This window comes from Silvibacterium bohemicum (assembly GCF_001006305.1).
Lineage (GTDB): Bacteria > Acidobacteriota > Terriglobia > Terriglobales > Acidobacteriaceae > Silvibacterium > Silvibacterium bohemicum.
On the sequence record NZ_LBHJ01000003.1, the window covers coordinates 1075557 to 1094757 of the forward strand.

Below are 19201 nucleotides of genomic sequence, written 5' to 3' on the forward strand. Positions count from 1 at the left end.
TGGATTTCCGCACCGCCGCGCGCCCTTAAGCAGCCATGGCATCCGAAAGACGTTTCACAATCTGCTCTGCGCTTAAAACTACAACCACCGTCTTGTCGCCGTTGGACATGACATGGATGCCTCTCTCAAAGGTTTCTTGCAACTTCGGCTGATCCTCGCGAAAGAATATCGCGGGAAGCTCGGCTTCGCTGCCCGCGGGCACGGAGAGTATGCTCTCCACCGAATCCACGCACATCGCGACTTTGCGATCTTCATGCTGAAACACCAGGATGTTTGACCCCGCACGTTCACTTGATGATCCCAGATCGAAAAGCCGGCGCGGATCGACGACAGACACCGGCGTGCCGCGCAAGTTGAGAACACCAAGCACAGCCGGAGGCGTATCCGGAGCGCGGGTAAATTCTTTCGGAGAGACCAGCACCTCGAGCACATCGAGAAGTTTGAGGCCGTATAACTTCCCGATGCGGAATGTGAGCAGCGAAACCTGAGGAGCGGCCGCCTTCGCTGCTTCGATCGTCCCATCCTGCTGATCGAACTTCTTGTGCTTGACCGATATCTCCAGAATCTCAGCCTTCGAGAGCGTTCCTTCTTCGTTCAGCACGATGAAGTCCTTACCATCGCGATCGGTAAAGCAGCCATGAAAGATGGACGAGCGGTAATCGTCTAAGACAGGTATTGGAATCACCTTGTCCGTCGCGTAAGGGATGATGCTGCTGATCTCATCCACTTCGAAGCCGACATGATCATTTCCCAGCCGGCAGACCATGATGTGTTTCGGCGAATGCGCAGTTGATATCCTCAGCAGCTGCGCCATCTGCACGACGGGAACAAGGCGCCCATGGAAAGTAATCACCGAGCTGCATAGCTCGGACCTGCAAGGGCTGGGTTTCTTCTCATTGTTCTCGACAATCGCAATCACGCATTTCATCTCGATCGCGACGTTGCAGTCGCCCACCGTGAAGCCGATAAGCTTTTCCCGGTACAAGTCTTTCATCCGGGAGGTGAGATGTTGATTTGCCTCTTCACCACCCGTCAATTTTTCAATGAGCGGCAGGTTGCGGATCGAGAGCAGCGCCCCAAGGTCCAGCACCTGGATGACCCGCTCCCCTCCATCGCGGCAAATCACCGCTTTAACCGGCATCTTCGGAACTTCAGCGGAGACGTTACGCTGTTCGATGGGTGCAAGGTCCTCCGGAAAAATTCGCAGAATCTCACCAACGGCATCGAAGAGTAGACCCAGACACGCGGCCCCGCGCCGCAAAACCGCCATGCGCGGTATCGATTCCGCTGTCGTCTCCACCTGCTCTGCATGAAGCAAAATCCGCAGGTCGATCACCGGCAAGATACGCCCGCGAAGATTGAACAGCCCCAGGAGATAGCTTGGAGCAAGCGGCATCCTCTGCAGTTTTGCAGGCGCATTCACCACCTCCTGCAGGTCCTCCATCTCGATTGCAAACTCATCTCCGCCGAGATAAAACGTTCCATAGATGCGACGTGATGTATTTGTTCGAGTGCCCGAATTCTTTGTTCCCGGATTAGCTGTCCCCGAAATCATTGTCATAGAAGCCGTCCTTTCACTCCGCCGTCTCTGGACGGATCTTGTTGCATGTCAGTGTGAGCGCCTCGCAATCCAACAAAACCGAGTAGCCTTCCGTGCCCCCAACTTCAAGTACCTGGTAGCGAATCCGATGAGAATCGAACGCCGTCTGAGCCGCAGTTACATTCATTTCACCCACCGTCGGTCTGCTCCCATCGGTCTCGGGAATCATCCGCGCCCCACCGGCCAGGTAGCCCGAGAGTCCACGATTTCCTGTCGGCTCCCATCCACCTGCCTTCATTAAGTTCTGCAGAGCGTGGTCGGCAAAACGCGCATCCGCAGGCGAAGCGCCCCGCGGAGCATAAGGAAGAAGGCAATGCGCAAGAGCGCAAACCTTTCTCTTACGATCGATCAGGGCGATAGCGACACAGGACCCGAGTGTCGCTTTGAGAAAGCCCTGCGATGCCACTTTGATTTCGCCGATCAAAACATGCTGCAGCGGGATCCCGCTTGATGTCGTCGAATCTGACAAGTTAAGCCAACTTTCGATAGATCTGTGGCTGTACGAATGCGAATGGTGTCTCGAGAGCGGAAATGGACTCCGACTCCCCCAGGATCAAGATCGTCCCGGGCGCCATCGTGGAACCGATCTGCTTCAGGATCGTCATCTGTTCCTGTTCGCGAAAATAAATCAGAACGTTGCGAAGAAAGACGATGTGTTGAGGAGCCAGCAATCTCGGGCTTTCCATCAAATTGTGAGTTGCGAACTTGATCTTGCTCTTGAGCTGCGCATCGATCTCGTGAAGACCGTCGCGGTTCTCCTTGAAATACCGGCGAAACATCTCCGGATCAGTCTCTCTGAGTTTGTCGATAGTCTTCGCACTGTACACACCGCTCTCGGCCTTTGCTAATACCTCCGTGTCCACGTCTGTCGCAAGCACCTGGAATCGGAAAGATGGATGAGAAAGCTGAAAGTCATGGCAAGACATCGCAATCGATCCGGCCTCTTCTCCCGTCGAAGCCGCTGCCGACCAGACGCGAAGAATCTCCGACGCTTTCGACGCGAGAAACTCCGGGAGAAACTGCTCCCGAAAGTACTTCCAGACTCGCAGGGTCCGAAAAAAAGAAGTTTCGTTGGTAGTTAGTAGATTGATGAAAGTTTGCTGCTCCCGCCGGTCGTGCCGCACTCGCGCAACGTAATCGGATAAAGGAGTGTCCAGCTCCGCAAGTCTTTTGCGCAGACGGAACACCACCATCATCTTCTTCTGAACAGGGATGGTGATGCCCGTGAGCTGTTTCAACACGTCCAGGATCGGCTGGGCGTGCGCATCGTCGATCTCCACAATCTCCTCGCCGAAGTTAGTCAACATGGCGGAGGGTCTCGGTCAATTGCTTGGCTGCTGACCTGAGCTCCTTCGTCGAATTCGCGATTGCCTCCGAAGCATTCGCAGCCTGTTCCGTCTGCTCCGTCACATTTTGGATGGCGCTGCTCACTTCTCGCGACGCGATCAGTTGCTCATCCGCAGAGGATGATATCTCGGTGATCGCGTCTGTAGTCTTCGCAACTCCTTCGACAATGCGATGGAAGGCCTCAGCCGCCTGACGAGAGGTCTCACTGCCCGCCTCGATCCGCTTCACCGACTCGTGAATGAGCTTGGAGATCTCACGAGTTGCCTGCGAGCTCCTCTCGGCCAGCTTGCGCACCTCATCGGCGACCACTGAAAATCCCAGCCCCATCTCCCCTGCTCTCGCCGCTTCGATGGCTGCATTGAAGGCCAGCAGATTGGTCTGCGATGCGATCTCGCCAATCACCTTGACGATCTCTCCGATGTCTTCGCTCGACTTGTTGATGAGAGCCATGGCGTCGATCGAACGGTCGATGAGCTGCGCTCCCGTATCTGCTTGCGAGCGAGCGCCACGAGCAAGTGTATCGGCGTTCTTCACGTTCTGCGCGATGGAATGGATCGACGCAGTCAGCTCCTCGACCGAGGCATTCATCTCTTCTGAAGTGGCGCCCAGAGCCTGTGCTCCAGTCGCCACGCTGGCGGAGCGCTTGGCAATGTCTTCTATCTGGTTGTCGAGGTCGGTGGCTACTTTTCTGATCGACTCTTCCATATCCACTTGGCGCGTGATGTCTGAGGCGATCTTGATCACCCCGATAACCTTGCCTGCCTCGTCGCGCAGCGGATTGTAAGTCGCAAACAACCAGATGACATTGCCCTTCTGCGAAAACCGTTTGAAGCGCCCGGACTGAAACTTGCCGTTACGCAGATCTTCCCAGAATTGCTGGTATTCCCTGCCCCTGGCATAAGCGTCGTCGCAGAAAATGCGGTGATGTTTTCCCTGAATCTCTGCGAGACTATACCCGACCGCATTTAGAAAATTCTCGTTGGCCTTGCGGATTGTGCCATCGACATCGAATTCGATCACTGCCTGCGATCGATCGATGGCCTGCGCCAGGCTTGCATCCTGCGCACTGCGTAATTTCTGTTCTGTGATGTCGGTGGCGAACTTTACCACCTTGATCGGCTCCCCATCCTGATCGAAGATGGGATTGTAGCTGGCATCGATCCAGACGCGGTGGCCATCCTTAGCGACACGAACAAACTGCCCGGTGCGGAACTCACCCCGCCCCAGAGCCGCCCATAGTTCCTGATAGTCGCTGCTCTTCGCAAAGCTCTCCTCGCAGAGCATGCGGTGCGGCTTACCTGTCAGTTCTTGAAGAGAGTAGCCGAAGACCTTGAGAAAATTCTCATTCGCATAGAGAATTTCTCCGGTCAACGAAAACTCAATTAATGCTTGTACCCGGTCAAGCGCTTCCAACTTCCCTATCATTTCAACATCACTGTTGTTGTTTTTGTTTGGGGGGGTCTTTTGAAGATCCTCTTTGTACGGTGCGCTTACAGGCATGCCGGTCTTCCTCCGACGCCTCCTATCGGCATCAGCCACCCGGCATTCCAATCTATAAGCGTCAGACTATCGATTTCACCTCGTTGGAACAGTAAATCTATGTATGACTGGCCCGATCAGCGACGTTTATCCTCATTGAAAACCTCATCTTCCGCGAAGTTTCATGCATGCGTCGGTAGTTTAAAAGTAGTTGACGGGACTGCAAACTATGATGCGTTAACCATAATTTCTAGTTTGTGGTAGTTTGAATCAAAATTTTTGACTATACGAAAACTATCCGGCTTCTGCCATTAAGGTAGTTTGGCTGCGGAGTCGATGGCCGAGCAACACAAAAGGGTCAACGCACGGAGCGCAGACCCTTGTAGATGTGAGATCGCCTCGCGCGACTCAGAGGGTGACGACGATTTTTCCGACCTGGGCGTTCGACTCCATATAACGGTGCGCTTCGACAATCTCCGCGAAACGAAATGTCTTGTCGATCAGAGGCTTGAAAGCACCCGAAGCAAGATGGTCGAAGATGTATTGCTTTGCTTTGGAGAACTCTGGAGCAGGCGTCAGCTCAAAAAGCGTGTAGGCCCGGATGGTCAAGTATTTGGCGAGTGCGGTGAAGAGTGGGTAGGGTGTGGGTTCGGGCGCGAGGGCTCCGTATTCGAAGATGATGCCCTTGGAGGCGGTCGCCGCGGCGAGCGCTTCGAGGATCTTGCCGCCGATCGGATCGAAGACGATGCGCGCCCCCTTCCCTGAGGTGATTTCGTTGACCCGGGTGACCAGGTCTTCCTCGTCGGTGACGATAACATGATCGGCTCCCAGTCTGAGCAACTGAGCTTTTTTCGCCGCGGTGCGGGTGACGGCGATGCTGACGGCGCCCTCCGCCTTGACTATCTCAATAGCGGCTACGCCTACACTGCTGCTGGCCGCGGTGATGACGACAAAATCATTCTTAGCCACATGGCCGATCCAGACAAGCGCACCGTACGCAGTCAGGTACTGCATCCAGATGGACGCTCCTTGCTCGTACGAGAGAGTCAAAGGATATTCGGCGATTCCATGAACGGGAACAACCGCTACTTCGCCATAAACTCCGTGGTCGTTAAGTTTGAAGGTTCCGGGAACGGTGCTGGCAGTCTTGCCGATCCAGCTGGAATCGACGCCTGACCCCACCGCCTCGATGATGCCGGAAGCCTCGTAACCGTTTTTTGCTGGATGTACAGGTGTCTCCAGATATTGTCCGCTGCGAAACATTACCTCGGCGCGGTTGAGCCCAAGAGCTTTGACGCGGAGACGGATTTCACCCGGGCCGGGCTCAGGAAGTGGAAGCTCATCGAACTGGAGAACCTCGGCGGGCCCGGTCTGATGGAAGCGAACGATTTTTACAGTATTGGACATGCGTACCCTTCAATGGAAGATGCCTCAATTAGATGAATCACAAAATGTCGAGGACGCAGAATTCGCACTTTCCCGCCGCAGGAGAGCTACGTAAATATTTAGTGAACTTAATTCCGGAAACTGGAGAAAATAACGCTGAAGATCATCCATCGCTACCCAGTTTGCGCGTCAGCGTAAAAATGCGCCCTTCTTGTGTGCCGAAGCCTTGAGATATGTTCGGCAATGCTTTCCAGATATTCCGATACTTCACGATGCCGATTTCGACATGGGGATTGCGCTTGGTTTGTTTTGTCGTTTTTGCCTCGGACAATGTCACTCTTGCCAATCTAGCGAGTCGCCGCCGAAGCGTAGATATGAATTCACGGCGAATCAAATTTTTCGTGAGGGACAAAGCGGTCGCACTCGTTCTACGATTGAGATAGTTTCGTTCCACGAGGCAAGTAGTTCCGCGGAAACCACTGTTTTGTGCCAGCGTAAACAGGTTCCCAGCACAAAAACGCAGCCCAGATAGGAAGAATCAACCATCACCGCGAGCTCTCATGCTTCGCACTACGGCATCATCCAGGAGACATTTCGATGAGCACAATCAAAACCAAAGACGGCGTTGAGATTTTCTACAAAGACTGGGGGACAGGCCAGCCCATCGTGTTCAGCCATGGATGGCCGCTCTCGGCCGATGACTGGGACGCACAGATGCTGTTCTTCCTGCAGCACGGCTATCGCGTGATCGCCCATGATCGCCGTGGTCACGGTCGCTCCAGCCAGGTCTCCGACGGCCACGATATGGATCATTACGCCGACGACCTCGCCGCTGTTACAACCCATCTCGATTTGAAAGATGCCCTTCATGTCGGCCATTCGACCGGCGGCGGCGAAGTGACCCGCTACCTCGCCCGCCATGGCGAAAGCCGCGTATCCAAGGCCGCGCTGATCAGCGCCGTGCCGCCGCTCATGTTGAAAACGGCGGCCAATCCCACCGGGCTTCCCAGGGAAGTCTTCGACGGCTTGCAGGCACAGCTCGCGGCGAATCGCTCGCAGTTCTATCGCGACCTGCCCACCGGGCCGTTTTATGGATTCAACCGGCCGGGTGTGAAGTCCTCCGAGGCAACTATCGAAAACTGGTGGCGTCAGGGCATGATGGGAGGAGCCAAGGCTCACTATGACGGCATCGTCGCCTTCTCACAGACCGACTTCACAGAAGACCTCAAGAAAATCACCGTCCCCGTATTGGTCATGCACAGCGAAGACGATCAGATCGTTCCCTACGTCGCCGCCGGGCCGCTGTCTGCGAAGCTATTGAAGAACGGAACCTTGAAAACCTACAAGGATTTCCCGCACGGCATGCCCACCACGCAAGCCGAGACCATCAACGCCGATCTGCTCGCCTTCCTCAAGCAGTAAACATCAGCGAGGGGCCAACGAAAACGGCCCCTCGCTCAAGCCACAAATTGTCATTCCGACCGGAGCGAAGCGGAGGGGGCGGATCTGCAGTTTTCGGCTTGCCTGCACGGAAATTGCGCCTCACCTGATTGCGATGAGCAGCCCACCGCTCAAGCCGATCGATTGCTGGTGTCCTCCGGCAAAGCTATAGTCGTAGGCGGGTTCGAGAAACCATCCGAAGCGATGCTCACGGGCGGGCCAGAACATGAAGTCACCGGCTACCTCGCCGGATAGCGTGTCCGCTGTCCTCCCATTCCGTCTGAGATGGGCCCACTCCGGTCCAACACCCAGCATAAATTCTGCTTTGCGGGATAGCGTCCACGGCTTCTTGAACAGCAGGTCCGTATCCCACTCTGTCGAACTGTGTGTAAAGAAGGGCGACACGCCCGCCTCAATCTCCAGCCAGTTCTCAATGGGCGTCGTTTCAACCGCAAAGTTCGGCGCAAAGCTCGCCGCACCACCAGCCACATTCCAGCTCGTAGCTGCACCAATTTCAAGAATGGCAACAGGATCTTGATCCTCGGATGTTGCTTGTCGGCGCCCGGAGGAAGGGGCCGACGAGGTTTGCCCATACATAGGCGAAAACAAAAACACAAAAACGCACGCCGCTGCGAGCGTGGATACACGAATACGCATAGATATCTCCTGTATGTGAGCTGTCTCGCCCGCGCTTTTACGCACGGAAAACGAAGCTGTTAAGAGACGTCTATGCGAGGAGGTCGGAAAGGAGAGGATCGAGGAGCGAGAAGAGGCGCGGCTAATTCAGCCGGAGATGCTGTGCTGACGATTTGAAGCGGCCTAGGAATCGGCGTATCGGCCGGGAGCCATTGAAAACCGCAGCACGAGCACACGCGATTGCATCCATCCTGCTTAAGGGGAGCAGGATGATGTACGTCCGAATGCACGGAAGACAGAAAATCAATCGCACGTGGCCCATCGCAAAGGTCGCAATGGGGCGAGCTTACCGATATCCAGGCCAGCATCGTACATAGCAGCCAGACTGACATCCGAGATGCGGTATGGACGATACGCTTCACTCCAGAATTGTAAATCCGCTCATAATTCCAGGGATCCACGAAACACGGAATCGCGCCCGGATCCCGGGCAACTCGGACGGCATCACCAGTCGCAGAAGGATCATGCTTGGAAACTACGCCAGCCGGCTTTCGCCCAAATCAAGTTCTCGCTCCAGCTTGCGGTGTACGCGGTCTCCGATTCGTCCGTTGGTCTGCCACGCGGCCACATAAAGCAGAGGCGGCAGAATCACTAGGAACACCAGTGAAGGCGGCAGTGGAATGCGCGGGATGTGGGGCAGCAGCGAACACAGCAACCCGAAGATCACCAGAACAATCGGATAGGAGACTGCAAGCCGGTGCGCCAAGCCAGCCACCGCAGCCACCACACAAAGCAGTCCGATCAGTAGCACCAGAACGTAGCTCACATGATCCATCGGATGGGTCGGCCCTCCTTCTCTTTCAACAGTGTCATCATGACGGTTCAGGAACAACGACCGCTCATCAGGTCCCCGGTCAAGCAGTGCGCAGATATTCCAAAGGAAGCGAGCTGAGCCGCCAAATAGAAAAGCAAATGTACCCGCCGTGTGAACAGGCACAGCAACCTACGAATGACGCTCAACCTATACACGTATGACAACAGCGACGAAACGCGCAAAAATCGCTCCTAAACCATCAAGGATGCGTTCAGGAATAGTTCATAGGATGTGAGCGGGATGATGGATTGCCACTTTGGGTCCCATACGAAGCAAAGTCTTTTGGCTTTGTATCGCGGGGACGACGGGACTCGAACCCGCGACCTCTGCCGTGACAGTTACGCTAACTGGTTGTATCGAAATGATTTCATGGGCGTTGATGGCTAACGACAGCACCCTTGAGCACTCAGAAACACTGGGAAAAATGCAGATTCGAAATTTCAGCACCCTCGCTCATCCCCGTCCAAGAGAGCTTGACCTCTGCCTACGTTTAGCAGAGGTCTGAGAAAAACCCTTCTCATCAGCTTTGTCGTAAACAAAAGCAAGAGAATGGCTGTGGGCACCTCAAAGAGGCGAGGTGCCAGGAATGTTGTGTACGAGGGACGAGCAGACAAGCTTTATGCGAAATCTAGTCCAGCCTGGAATATTCGACTTTGGCTTGTCGGTAGACAGGAACGTCGTGATCAGCGTCCTTCCATATTGCGAAGAATTCCTGGTAAGAGTTTCGGGCAGATGTCTTGTCGCCGGATATCGCCTGAGCACGCGCAAGCTGCAGTCGTGCCAAAGCACCGGTCACAAATCGGCCCACAACTCCGGGATGGTCGATTACCTTCTGGAATTCGGGAATGGCGAGCGCCCCTTTGCCCATCTGCAGATAAGCGAGACCACGTAAATACGCCGGATAGACGCTGTTGACGGTGTCGGAGAGGGAGAGTTCATATCTCACGGTTGGGCGGAGGCTTTTTAGCGCGCCCGCCGGGTCATTCTCCTCTAATTGGATAGCAGCACGAACAACAGGCAGTGCATAGTTCTGTGCAAGCGTATCCAACGGGTATTCGCGGCTTAGCGCGTCGGCCAATGCCTTTGACTTTTCAGTTTCGCCCACCCGCGCAAGAAGCATTGCCAAATCCAGGCGCGTGTTTCGGTCTTTCGATTCGGCTATCAGGCCAGGTAACAGCTCTCTTGCGTCGACTGCTTGACCGGCTTCTGCTTCCTGGATCGCGAATTCCTCCTGAAGACTGAGCGGTATGCCACCGTACTCGTTTTCAATCGACTTTTTCTTGGCTTTATTGAACTGTGCGGCAGCACTATGAAAGCGGCCGGCGTAAGCCTCTGCATTCGCTTCCGCGTAAAGAAGTGCGGCCGCCTCTCCACTCGCTGTGTTCTCCGCCCAGGCTGCCTGTTCCCGCATGCCAGCCTGATTGCCCTGTAAAAATGCTATGAAGTGTCTCCAGACGCGGAATGGGTCAACCGTCCCCTGTTGTTCCGCCTCATGCAATGCGGCTTTTGCTGCCTCGATTTGGTCGTCGTTAAGTGTGATCTGTATCAGGTTGCCGTAGGTAGCGGGCGAGGGTAGAAGCCGTACTGCTTCGCGTGCTTCCGTCACGGCTCTGTCCAGCTGTCCAAGATAGAGCGCGCAGAAGCTGAAGTTGATATGCCCTCTTACATCCAGGGGAAATGTTTGTACCCACTCCAGATAAACCGGATAGGCTTTTTCCAGATCGCCCGTGACTAAGCTGTAGTAAAGCGTCTCCGCCAAAAATCGAGTCGGGCCAGTCAGCCGGTCCCGTAGGTGGAAGGCTTTGGTCTCGGCGGCCGTCGCCTCGGTGTTTTCCGCAAAATTAGAGTGCCAGGCACCCAGTCCGATATAAGCCAGCGCCAGCTTCGGATCGAGGTCGATCGCGCGCTGATAATAAGACGCAGCTTGCTTGTCCCTCTCCAGATGGAGCCGGTATCCGGTCGTGAGTAGTTGCAGCGCCTCGAGCGAATCCGAAGTTGCCACGTTCAACGGTTTGCTGAATCTCGCGACTGAAGACGAAGGCTCTCCCATCTTCCGCCGCAGTTGCTCTCCCAACTGTCCCAGCGTCGCCACGATCTCCTTGCGGTTGGCGGCAATCTTTGCAGAGCTCGCAAGCGTCTTCCCGGTACGGCACTCAATCCCACTGACTTCGATCCGGAAACGGTTGCCGGCATCGGCAATGGAACTCGCAATCACAGCCACGCTATTGCTCCGAAGGCATACTTCGCGCGCATTTTCCGGTGTAACCTTCTGAGCATCCGGATAGCCGAGCAGCTTCATCGTCCCGCGCACCTTATCTGTCCCTAGAAGGTTGAAGTAAGGCGTCTGCTCGAATTCAATGCGCAACGCCGTGTTCAACGCATCCTCAAAGACGGGATCGCTGGTCTGGTTGCTGATATCCGCCAGGACCACCGTGTCGTTGGCCGCAAGCCGCATGGCAGGGCGAAGCTTCCAGTACCAAGCTACTCCGGTGACCGCTGCCAGAAGCGCCATCACCGTTATGGGCCATACCCACAACCGGATGAATGTCTTCCTCTCCCGGGCATACGCTGGAGGAATCGCTGCCTGATCCGGCGTTTGGATATGCAACAGTTCATGATTGAGGCCAGGGCTATCTTCTTTTAAGGCAGGAGCGGTGGACGCTGGCAGCCAGGCCGGAGCCGGGATCAGCCGGTAGCCGCGTCTGGCCACTGTCTCAATGTATTTCGCCTCGGTCGCTGGATCGTCCAGTACCCGTCGAAGCGTTGCGATGGCGACATTAATGGAGTGGTTGAAATCAACGGTTCGTTCGTCTGGCCAGAGACTGCGGCGGATGTCTTCCCGGGTCGCGACGTCGCCATTCCGCTCGATGAGGAGCTGCAGGATGCGGAACGGCTGCTCCTGCAGAATGGCGGACTCGCCGTCACTCGGCTCGATTGCCCGCAGCTCTCCGCTACGAACGTCGAGTTCGAATGCTCCGAAACGCACTCGGGTTGTCTGATCCGCTTCCTGGCGAGCCATGGGTTCGAGTCTAACCGATCTTACTTGGGTCAAATCCGCTGCGAAACCGCCGATATCCCTCTGAAATCAGGCCACTTGGCCATTTGACTGTTATTTGATTCGCATTTGAGTGCTGCTGACTTTATTCCCGGCTCATTCTCAACGAGACTGGCTTCACGTCAAGCCTGTCCGGGTGAGGAGCTATATGTCTGAAGAAAATAAGAGGGCTGCGATCGCCTACTTTGAGAAGGCAATCAACGAATTCGATACCGACACCGCGATCGCTCTACACGGGGGGAAGCACTACAAACAACACAATCCTCTGATCGAGGACGACTGGGCCGGCCTAAAGAAGTTCGTCGGCTGGCTCCGTGACAACCATCCTGAAGGGCGCCTCCACATCAAGCGGGCCTTCGCTGACGGAGATTTTGTTCTACTGCACAGCGAATGGGTCCGAACCCCAGGAGAAAGGGGCGAAGCCGTCGTGGACATCGTGAGATTTGAAGACGGCAAGATTGTCGAGCACTGGGACGTCGTCCAGCCCATCCCAGAGAACCCAAAGAACAACAACACCATGTTTTGAGATGAGCCGGAACTCCGCTTGTCGAAACAGTTTGCGCCTGACCCAACCCTGGAAATCATTATGTCGTACGCCCCGATTCTTACCGAACAACAGATCGAGCGGATCCGCTATTTCGCCACGCCTCGACCCATCGAGGCCGGCCAAATTCTCTATGAGCCCGGCTTCGAAACACCTCCTGTCTACGTTGTCCTCTCGGGTGAGATCAGAATTCTGGCGATAGGTGGTGGGCAGGAGTCCACGATCACCAGTTATAAGGCCGGGCAGTTTTCCGGCGAGTTGCTTATGATTGCTGGCCGGAAATCGATCTACCGATGTCAAGCGATCGAATCCGGCAACGTACTCGAAATGCAGGCCCACGACCTCCGCACGCTTATTGCGAAGGACGCGGAGCTCAGCGACATCTTCATGAACGCATTTCTCGCCCGCAGGCTCTCGCTCAAAAATGCTGGGCATGGAAATGTAGTCGTCCTCGGCTCGCGCTATTCGGCCGATACGCTGGCGCTCCGCGAGTTTCTTACCCGCGACGGACATCCCTTTGCCTACTTCGATCTCGATTCGGACCAGGCGACGCAGGAGCTGCTCGATCGCTTCGGAGTCGGCGTCGCGGATATTCCCGTCGTGATCTGCAACAACACTCTGGTCCTGAGAAATCCTTCCCTGAACCAGCTTGCTGACAGCCTGGGATTCAATTGCCACATCGACGATTCTCACGTCCGAGACCTTGTCATCGTCGGCGCCGGGCCCGCGGGATTGGCCGCGGCCGTCTATGCCGCTTCGGAAGGACTCGATGTGCTGGTCCTTGAAAAGAGCGCGCCAGGCGGACAGGCGGCTTCGAGCTCTAAGATTGAAAATTACCTTGGCTTTCCGACGGGGCTTTCCGGTCAGGAATTGGCGGACCGTGCGATCGCGCAGTCGGAGAAGTTCGGCGCGCAGATCATGGTCGCCCACTCCGCCCTGCGCCTTGAGTGCGACCAACGGCCCTACAAGGTGACGCTCGATGACGGGTCGGCGATGCGAACACGAACAATCGTGCTCGCCATCGGAGCCGAATACAACAAGCCGTCCATTCCGGGGCTCGAACGGTTTACCGGCAAGGGAATCTACTACAACGCCACCTACATGGAAGCTCAGCTCTGCGTCGGCGAAGAAGTCGTCGTCATCGGCGGGGGCAATTCTGCCGGCCAGGCTGCTGTGTTCCTATCGCAGAACACGCGCGGCGTGCATATGCTCGTGCGCTCCAAGAGCCTCACTGACACCATGTCGCGTTACCTCATTCAGCGCATCGAGGAGAATCCATCCATTCATCTTCACTTCGCAAATGAGCTTACCTGCCTTGAAGGCGATGGGCACCTGGAGAAGGTCTCGTGGGTCGACAGAAATTCCGGCCAGAGCACAACCCGTCCGATCCGCCACGTTTTCGTCATGACCGGAGCATCGCCCAAGACCGACTGGCTTTCCGGATGCGTGTCGCTCGATAGCAAAGGCTTCGTTCTGACCGGCCGCGATCTTGAGAACTCCGAGCCGCCTGTTCCTTGGCCTCTTTCACGGCGTCCCTTGATGCTCGAAACGAGCTTGCCCGGCGTTTTCGTTGTTGGCGATGCCCGTTCGGGAAATGTAAAGCGCGTAGCTTCTGCGGTGGGAGAAGGTTCCATCGTCGTCCACATGGTTCACCAGACACTGGCCGAGTCCTGAGCTCGATTCAGAGGACTCAAAAGGAATTCAAAGATGATCACCGACACCGCTACCGGCCTGCACACCACACAGTACAAATCCATCGACGGCCTGCGGATTCGCTATGCCACAAACGATAAGGTGGATGGCGAGCCGATTCTCCTGCTTAGCCCGCTGCCCGAAAGCATCCTTGCCTTTCTCCCTACCTGGGAGAAGTTCTCCGCGCTCGGCCCGGTCATCGCTGTTGATATTCCGCCCTTCGGCCGCTCCGAAGTCAGCGAGGACATACGAACACCGGAGACTGTCGGTGAGCTCGTTCTCCGCATTATGGATGCTTTCGGTTTGAAGCAGCCTCACGTGGTTGCGCCGGATATCGGCACTCCTGCCTGTCTTTTCGTGGCGGCAAAGCACCCTGGCGTCTTCAAGAGTCTCGTGATTGGCAGCGGCGCAACGGACCACACAGACATTCTTGGAATTCTGGACCAGATCGTGAATGCGCCATCGCTAGAACCTTTCAAGGATCTCACCGGCGAACAGTTCGTACGCGGGGCGGTCGCTGACATGAAGAAATACAAGCTTCCCGCGTTCGCCCTCGACGATTACATCGCCTCCTACGCCGGGCAGAAGTTTTGGGACGCAATGGCCTTTATCCGGGACTATCCCAACTCGCTGCCTCGCCTTGCGAAGCTCCTCCCGGAGATCACCGTGCCTTGTCAGCTTATTGTTGGCCAGCGCGATCCTTTCGTCCCGGTGTCGAATGCCGAGGGCTTGCACAAGGGTCTACCGAAGAGCCAGCTCAACGTCATCGATTGCGGGCACTTCGTGTGGGAAGACGAAGCGGATATCTACGCCAAGCTCGCCTGCGACTTCATTCAGGGCGGTTACGCGAAACTCTAGCACTCAACAACTGAAAGGGCACAAATCATGAAAACAGCAAAGGAACTTCTTCAGGCTTATATCGACGGCACTGCGAAGGAATCGGCAGCGCTCTTTGCGGATAACGGTGCGCTTGAGCTGCCTTATCTTGCGGATCTCGGTGTCGACCCGCGGTACGAAGGGCCAAAAACCATCGAGAGCTTTCTCACGTTTCTGCACGAAAAGATGTACCCGGGGTTCAAATTTGTCGACGTGAAGATCTACATCGACACGCCCGATCAGGCATTCGGCGAATACACGATCCACCAGAAATCCGGCATCTCTGGCCGGGACGTGCACCAGCGTTTCTTCGGTCACTGCGTCGTGGCGAACGGCAAGATCGTGCTGCTTCGCGAAGCTCTCAACGTACTCGCAGCAGCAGATGGCATGTTCCCCAACGGCATCGCTGATGTCACCGATAAGAAGAAGTGAGCGAAACCAATGACAAACGACCGAACACTCTCACTCTCTACCGTCAGCGCCACGATCAATGCACCCATCGAGAAGGTGGATATCGCCGACTGGCTCTTCCACATTCCCGACGCTGAGTACCAGCGCTGCTCACACGCTCATATCGCCGCGGGGACGACCACGACTGACGACGGCCGGCCCATGTCGATCAACGTCGAGATGATAGGCGACGCGTTCGTTGTGCAGCACTACATTGGGGAGGTTCGCCAGTCGGACTTCTGCCGCATGGTCTCAATCTCGGACTCCATCTCGCCGACCGGGCGCAACAAGCTCCAGGTCGTCTGGGAACTCCGTGTCCGGAAGGTCGACGATCAGACCTGCGAATTCACGAACCACATTCATTCGAGCGCCATCGATCAGACTCTCGCCTTCTTAGCCGAACATGGCATTCCATTTGAACAGGCGCGCGCCTCGCGTCAGCAAGCTTCTCATGCCCATAATCAGGAAGAGACGCCGAAATTCGCAAAGAGCATCGAGCGGAGAGCGTTGGGCATCCCCACAGGCTTAACCAACGGAGAAAAACAATGAAAGTGTTATTTATCATCAGCAGCTCCGAGACTGCTTTCTGGCTGTCGGAAGTCACGCACCCCTACTGGCATCTCACCGAACGTGGCGTCGAAGTCGACTTTGCCAGCCCTAACGGTGGGCGGGTCGTCTATGACAGATACAGCGATCCCCATTTCGAGAAATCGATGGAGCCCGAAGACCTTGTGAGCAAGGGCTTCCTCGCGGACAAGAAGACTGTCGCCAAGCTCGAAACAACGCTGAAGCTAAGCGAGGTGGACCTGACCACATACGACGCAATCCATGTTGCCGGGGGCCGAGGCGCGACCTTCGATCTCTATCCGAATGAAGACGTGGCGCGAGCACTCGAATACTTCTGGACGAGGGATAAAGTCGTCGGCGCCATATGCCACGGGGCTGTTGCCCTCGGTAATATCCCCGATCGCATCCGGGGCCGCCAGGTAACGGGGTTCACCTACGAGGCTGACAAACAATTGCAGTCGATGTTCGGCAGCGGCTTCATCATTCCGCACTATCCCCAGAAAGTACTCGAGGAAACAGGTGCGATCTACTCGAGCATTCAGCCTTACACGCCAAAGGTGATTGTCGATGGCAGGCTCATCACCGGCCAGGACCAGTCTGCAGCTTCGGAATACGCCCTCGCGCTTCTACATCTGATGACCGGCCATAGTCCGGTGTCGGTCGTCGAGAGTCCGGCTGAGACTAAGGCATAGCTCATCGGAGGAGTAGAAATGCTGTTTCACGTCATGATGAATGTTCACATCCCGCAGGGCTTCGATCAGGAAAAGCTCAAGCAGCTACAGAGCGAAGAACATGAGCGCGCAAGAGAATTGCAGTTGCAGGGCAAGTGGCTGCACCTCTGGCGGGTTGCCGGAAAATATGCAAACGTCAGCGTGTTCGAAGTGGAGAGCCCAGCCGAGTTCCACGAAGTTCTCAGCTCGCTCCCTCTCTACCCGTTTATGGAGGTCGAAGTGGCAGCGCTTTGCCGCCATCCAGGCGCCCTTGAACCGAACAAGTGATCCGTACCCGCCGGATCCGATAAATAAAGACCATTTGTCCCAATAGGGCGGGATCCGTTCAACCCAGTAAAGCGAAAGAGCGTAACCTTTTCGCAGCACGTCAGGCAGCTGTTCTTCAGCACCCGTTGGCACCTCCGCGTTTCGAAAAACCTCGGCATCTCCCGACGTTTCTGACATTTGCGCTTTTGAAGGTTACAGACCTCTACCGAACCTCAGTAGAGGTCCTTCACTCGGGGATTGCTTCTCATAAGCTGACTTCCCTGTACTTACCTTGCGCCGGTGAGCTCATCGACGATCTGACGCACGGCCAGTGAGAGGTGCGTCAGATTCGCTCACCAAGAATCAGAGGCACATAGCTTCGGACATCTTCCAGCAATTCCTTACGAGTGATACCAACCTTGGCGCGAAGCTGCACACCCTGCAGCAAGTCAACGAGCAAACGGCCTCGCACCTTTGCAGAGGGAGTGCGAGGCAGACGCCCGGCCTTCACCTCCTGCTCGAAACGTTTCGCGAAAACATCAGCGCTTGCAGTGAAACCGTTCGCGAGCCAGGAACGGATTTCTGTTACCCGCTCCGAACGTCCCAGCGCAGCGGCGGCCAACATGCAACCGCTGCGAGCGTCGCCGGTAGCGGTGTTGACGGTAACCTCGCAAAAGGTGGTCACGGCCTTGTGGATGTCCGGCTCCGCTTGGAACGCTGCCATTTTGGGTGCTCCATAGATCAACGCATAGCGCTCGACGGCCCTTAGCAGCAAGGTGGACTTGTCTCCGAAGGCTCGGTATAGCGCGGGCTTGGTGACGTTCACGGCGCGCGCGATTCGTTCTACGTCGACTCCTTCAAACCCATGCTCCCAAAACATCTCAACCGCACGGTCGAGTGCTTCGTCTGGGATAAAGCCTTTAGGACGTCCTGGGGGACGCTTTACGACATTAGTTACCATTGCGTACGAAACTCCTTGCAGCGCGTCTGTTGAGTATCGTACTCTCGCGTATGTAACGTTGCAAGACAGTAAACACAGGAGAGACTAATGGAACATTCGATCGCGCTCGTCACCGGCGCTACCACCGGGCTCGGCTATGCGGCGGCATGCTTACTTGCCGCCAAGGGCTACCGTGAGGTCATCGTCACCGGCCGCAGCCTGGCCCAGATCAAGGAAGCGGCCGCTCAGCTCGCGGCGGAGACCCAAAGGCGGGTCTTCACGCCGCTGGAGCTAGATCTGAACGACCCAGTCAACGTTCACTCCGCCGTCGCCGCGCTGGTCAAGCAAGGTCGGTCGGTCGACTTCCTGCTGCTCAATGCAGGGTTGGTTCCCTTTAAGCAGCGCGTGCTCACTGCGGCGGGCGTCGAGTCTTCTCAGGCCCCGCTCATTGGGCATCACCAACTGACTGTTGGGTTGCTCAATGCTAATTTGCTGAGTCCCAACGCGCGGATCGTCATCGCCGGTGCGGAACCGGCACGAGGTGGCGTACCCATGTTCAAGTACACCGATCTGCCAGAATTCGCGGCCAAATACCACCAAGGCAACCGAACCGCCGCTGTGGAAGTCCTGATCCGCAACGGGCCAAACGTGAAGTACGTGCCCAACAATGCGTATGCCGACGCGAAGCTCATCATCGCTTGGTGGACCGCGGCACTGGCGCGCCGGCTGCCCTCCGGCATGGCAGCGTATGCGGTCTCGCCCGGTGGCGCGACCGCCACTAAGGTAGTGAGAAGCGCCAGCCCGATGTTGAAGTATCTGTTTATCCCAATCGTGAACCTCATTCCCGGCATGAATCAAACGCCGGAGACCGCGGCCAGTCGCTACATCCAGGCGTCGGAGTTCGGAACCGACCTCTCAGGGCAATTCTTCGCCTCGGCTAAAGGGAAGTTCTCAGGCCCAATCGAGGTGCAGCTCCAGCCCCACCTCCACGATCGCGCCAGCCAGGAAGCCGCGTGGCAGGCCGTCGTCAAAGTCTCCGGCGTGGATTTGTCTTAATCAGCATCCTCGACCACCGTGTCCTGGAGGAGCGCTGATTACGGCGCGCCACTTGAGCGCGGATCTCCCACGGCGACAGAAGGAGTAACAAGATGCACAGATTGGTAATAAGCTGTTTGGTCGTTGCTTATCTCTCGGCGAACGTATACGCAAGTGTGAAGTTGCGGGTATTTGAGTTAGCCCGTTCTCGCAAGCATCTTCTACTCGTTGGCGTCCCCTTCATATTGTGGGGCTCTCTTATCGTGTTGGGATGCAAGCTCATGGAAATCATGCGCCGATTCG

Annotated in this window: 19 protein-coding genes; 9 read left to right on the plus strand and 10 right to left on the minus strand. The window is 56.1% G+C overall.

Annotation, left to right across the window (positions count from 1 at the left end; translation table 11 throughout):
* Positions 1 to 25 precede the first annotated feature (25 nt).
* The 6 genes from XX99_RS10005 to XX99_RS27200 form a co-directional block, all read right to left on the minus strand.
* A complete protein-coding gene (locus XX99_RS10005) occupies positions 26 to 1561 on the minus strand; it encodes a chemotaxis protein CheW (RefSeq protein WP_050059185.1) in 1536 nt (511 codons plus the stop codon).
* 13 nt (positions 1562 to 1574) lie between these two features.
* Positions 1575 to 2006, minus strand: coding sequence for a chemotaxis protein CheD (locus tag XX99_RS10010; RefSeq protein ID WP_231581246.1), 432 nt, complete (start codon positions 2004 to 2006; stop codon positions 1575 to 1577).
* A gap of 64 nt (positions 2007 to 2070) precedes the next feature.
* Positions 2071 to 2907 carry a CheR family methyltransferase gene (locus XX99_RS10015; RefSeq protein ID WP_082125430.1) on the minus strand — a complete coding sequence of 279 codons (837 nt, stop codon included), beginning with the start codon at positions 2905 to 2907 and terminating at the stop codon, positions 2071 to 2073.
* A complete protein-coding gene (locus XX99_RS10020; RefSeq protein WP_050059187.1) occupies positions 2897 to 4447 on the minus strand; it encodes a methyl-accepting chemotaxis protein in 1551 nt (516 codons plus the stop codon). The genes XX99_RS10015 and XX99_RS10020 overlap by 11 nt, the downstream gene beginning before the upstream one ends.
* A 387-nt stretch (positions 4448 to 4834) precedes the next feature.
* On the minus strand, positions 4835 to 5833 hold the full coding sequence (locus tag XX99_RS10025; RefSeq protein WP_050059188.1) for a zinc-dependent alcohol dehydrogenase family protein: 999 nt from the start codon (positions 5831 to 5833) through the stop codon (positions 4835 to 4837).
* Between the two features lie 142 nt (positions 5834 to 5975).
* Positions 5976 to 6143 (minus strand): hypothetical protein, encoded by a 168-nt coding sequence (locus tag XX99_RS27200; protein ID WP_156185904.1) that lies wholly within the window; start codon positions 6141 to 6143, stop codon positions 5976 to 5978.
* 266 nt (positions 6144 to 6409) lie between these two features.
* Between XX99_RS27200 and XX99_RS10030 the strand changes: the two genes are divergently transcribed.
* Positions 6410 to 7234: an alpha/beta fold hydrolase gene (locus XX99_RS10030; RefSeq protein ID WP_050059189.1), complete on the plus strand. Its 825-nt coding sequence runs from the start codon at positions 6410 to 6412 to the stop codon at positions 7232 to 7234.
* 120 nt (positions 7235 to 7354) lie between these two features.
* On the opposite strand, the gene XX99_RS10035 is transcribed toward XX99_RS10030, so the two are convergent.
* The 3 genes from XX99_RS10035 to XX99_RS10045 all read right to left on the minus strand — a co-directional run bounded on the left by XX99_RS10035 (position 7355) and on the right by XX99_RS10045 (position 11781).
* Positions 7355 to 7909, minus strand: a complete 555-nt coding sequence (locus XX99_RS10035; RefSeq protein ID WP_050059190.1) for a hypothetical protein — start codon at positions 7907 to 7909, stop codon at positions 7355 to 7357.
* Positions 7910 to 8423: 514 nt separating this feature from the next.
* The gene (locus tag XX99_RS10040) at positions 8424 to 8723 is read right to left on the minus strand and encodes a hypothetical protein (RefSeq protein ID WP_050059191.1); all 300 of its coding nucleotides are present in this window, start codon (positions 8721 to 8723) and stop codon (positions 8424 to 8426) included.
* Positions 8724 to 9390: 667 nt separating this feature from the next.
* Positions 9391 to 11781: a winged helix-turn-helix domain-containing protein gene (locus tag XX99_RS10045; protein ID WP_050059192.1), complete on the minus strand. Its 2391-nt coding sequence runs from the start codon at positions 11779 to 11781 to the stop codon at positions 9391 to 9393.
* Between the two features lie 184 nt (positions 11782 to 11965).
* On the opposite strand from XX99_RS10045, the gene XX99_RS10050 reads away from it, so the two are divergent.
* Genes XX99_RS10050 through XX99_RS10080 form a run of 7 tightly spaced genes read left to right on the plus strand, consistent with a single transcriptional unit; the run spans position 11966 to position 16944 of the window.
* Positions 11966 to 12343: a nuclear transport factor 2 family protein gene (locus tag XX99_RS10050; protein ID WP_050059193.1), complete on the plus strand. Its 378-nt coding sequence runs from the start codon at positions 11966 to 11968 to the stop codon at positions 12341 to 12343.
* A 60-nt stretch (positions 12344 to 12403) separates the two neighbouring features.
* Positions 12404 to 14035: an FAD-dependent oxidoreductase gene (locus XX99_RS28340; RefSeq protein ID WP_050059194.1), complete on the plus strand. Its 1632-nt coding sequence runs from the start codon at positions 12404 to 12406 to the stop codon at positions 14033 to 14035.
* A 33-nt stretch (positions 14036 to 14068) separates the two neighbouring features.
* Positions 14069 to 14911 carry an alpha/beta fold hydrolase gene (locus tag XX99_RS10060; protein WP_050059195.1) on the plus strand — a complete coding sequence of 281 codons (843 nt, stop codon included), beginning with the start codon at positions 14069 to 14071 and terminating at the stop codon, positions 14909 to 14911.
* Positions 14912 to 14938: 27 nt separating this feature from the next.
* Positions 14939 to 15361, plus strand: a complete 423-nt coding sequence (locus XX99_RS10065; RefSeq protein WP_050059196.1) for a nuclear transport factor 2 family protein — start codon at positions 14939 to 14941, stop codon at positions 15359 to 15361.
* Positions 15362 to 15370: 9 nt separating this feature from the next.
* Positions 15371 to 15928, plus strand: a complete 558-nt coding sequence (locus XX99_RS10070) for an SRPBCC family protein (RefSeq protein ID WP_050059197.1) — start codon at positions 15371 to 15373, stop codon at positions 15926 to 15928.
* On the plus strand, positions 15925 to 16638 hold the full coding sequence (locus XX99_RS10075; protein WP_050059198.1) for a type 1 glutamine amidotransferase domain-containing protein: 714 nt from the start codon (positions 15925 to 15927) through the stop codon (positions 16636 to 16638). Before XX99_RS10070 ends, XX99_RS10075 begins: the two co-directional genes overlap by 4 nt.
* Before the next feature lie 18 nt (positions 16639 to 16656).
* Positions 16657 to 16944, plus strand: a complete 288-nt coding sequence (locus tag XX99_RS10080; protein ID WP_050059199.1) for a muconolactone Delta-isomerase — start codon at positions 16657 to 16659, stop codon at positions 16942 to 16944.
* Between the two features lie 322 nt (positions 16945 to 17266).
* On the opposite strand, the gene XX99_RS10085 is transcribed toward XX99_RS10080, so the two are convergent.
* On the minus strand, positions 17267 to 17884 hold the full coding sequence (locus XX99_RS10085; protein WP_082125431.1) for a TetR/AcrR family transcriptional regulator: 618 nt from the start codon (positions 17882 to 17884) through the stop codon (positions 17267 to 17269).
* A gap of 87 nt (positions 17885 to 17971) precedes the next feature.
* Between XX99_RS10085 and XX99_RS10090 the strand changes: the two genes are divergently transcribed.
* Entirely contained in the window at positions 17972 to 18919 is a 948-nt protein-coding gene (locus tag XX99_RS10090; RefSeq protein WP_050059201.1) for an SDR family NAD(P)-dependent oxidoreductase, read from the plus strand.
* Positions 18920 to 19201 lie beyond the last annotated feature (282 nt).

Excerpts from the sequence above, each read along its gene's own strand:
- XX99_RS10005 (WP_050059185.1), bottom strand. The coding sequence starts at position 1,561 with ATGACAATGATTTCGGGGACAGCTAATCCGGGAACAAAGAATTCGGGC.
- XX99_RS10015 (WP_082125430.1), bottom strand. The coding sequence starts at position 2,907 with ATGTTGACTAACTTCGGCGAGGAGATTGTGGAGATCGACGATGCGCAC.
- XX99_RS10020 (WP_050059187.1), bottom strand. The coding sequence starts at position 4,447 with ATGCCTGTAAGCGCACCGTACAAAGAGGATCTTCAAAAGACCCCCCCA.
- XX99_RS10025 (WP_050059188.1), bottom strand. The coding sequence starts at position 5,833 with ATGTCCAATACTGTAAAAATCGTTCGCTTCCATCAGACCGGGCCCGCC.
- XX99_RS10030 (WP_050059189.1), top strand. The coding sequence starts at position 6,410 with ATGAGCACAATCAAAACCAAAGACGGCGTTGAGATTTTCTACAAAGAC.
- XX99_RS10035 (WP_050059190.1), bottom strand. The coding sequence starts at position 7,909 with ATGCGTATTCGTGTATCCACGCTCGCAGCGGCGTGCGTTTTTGTGTTT.
- XX99_RS10040 (WP_050059191.1), bottom strand. The coding sequence starts at position 8,723 with ATGGATCATGTGAGCTACGTTCTGGTGCTACTGATCGGACTGCTTTGT.
- XX99_RS10045 (WP_050059192.1), bottom strand. The coding sequence starts at position 11,781 with ATGGCTCGCCAGGAAGCGGATCAGACAACCCGAGTGCGTTTCGGAGCA.
- XX99_RS10050 (WP_050059193.1), top strand. The coding sequence starts at position 11,966 with ATGTCTGAAGAAAATAAGAGGGCTGCGATCGCCTACTTTGAGAAGGCA.
- XX99_RS28340 (WP_050059194.1), top strand. The coding sequence starts at position 12,404 with ATGTCGTACGCCCCGATTCTTACCGAACAACAGATCGAGCGGATCCGC.
- XX99_RS10060 (WP_050059195.1), top strand. The coding sequence starts at position 14,069 with ATGATCACCGACACCGCTACCGGCCTGCACACCACACAGTACAAATCC.
- XX99_RS10065 (WP_050059196.1), top strand. The coding sequence starts at position 14,939 with ATGAAAACAGCAAAGGAACTTCTTCAGGCTTATATCGACGGCACTGCG.
- XX99_RS10070 (WP_050059197.1), top strand. The coding sequence starts at position 15,371 with ATGACAAACGACCGAACACTCTCACTCTCTACCGTCAGCGCCACGATC.
- XX99_RS10075 (WP_050059198.1), top strand. The coding sequence starts at position 15,925 with ATGAAAGTGTTATTTATCATCAGCAGCTCCGAGACTGCTTTCTGGCTG.
- XX99_RS10080 (WP_050059199.1), top strand. The coding sequence starts at position 16,657 with ATGCTGTTTCACGTCATGATGAATGTTCACATCCCGCAGGGCTTCGAT.
- XX99_RS10085 (WP_082125431.1), bottom strand. The coding sequence starts at position 17,884 with ATGGTAACTAATGTCGTAAAGCGTCCCCCAGGACGTCCTAAAGGCTTT.
- XX99_RS10090 (WP_050059201.1), top strand. The coding sequence starts at position 17,972 with ATGGAACATTCGATCGCGCTCGTCACCGGCGCTACCACCGGGCTCGGC.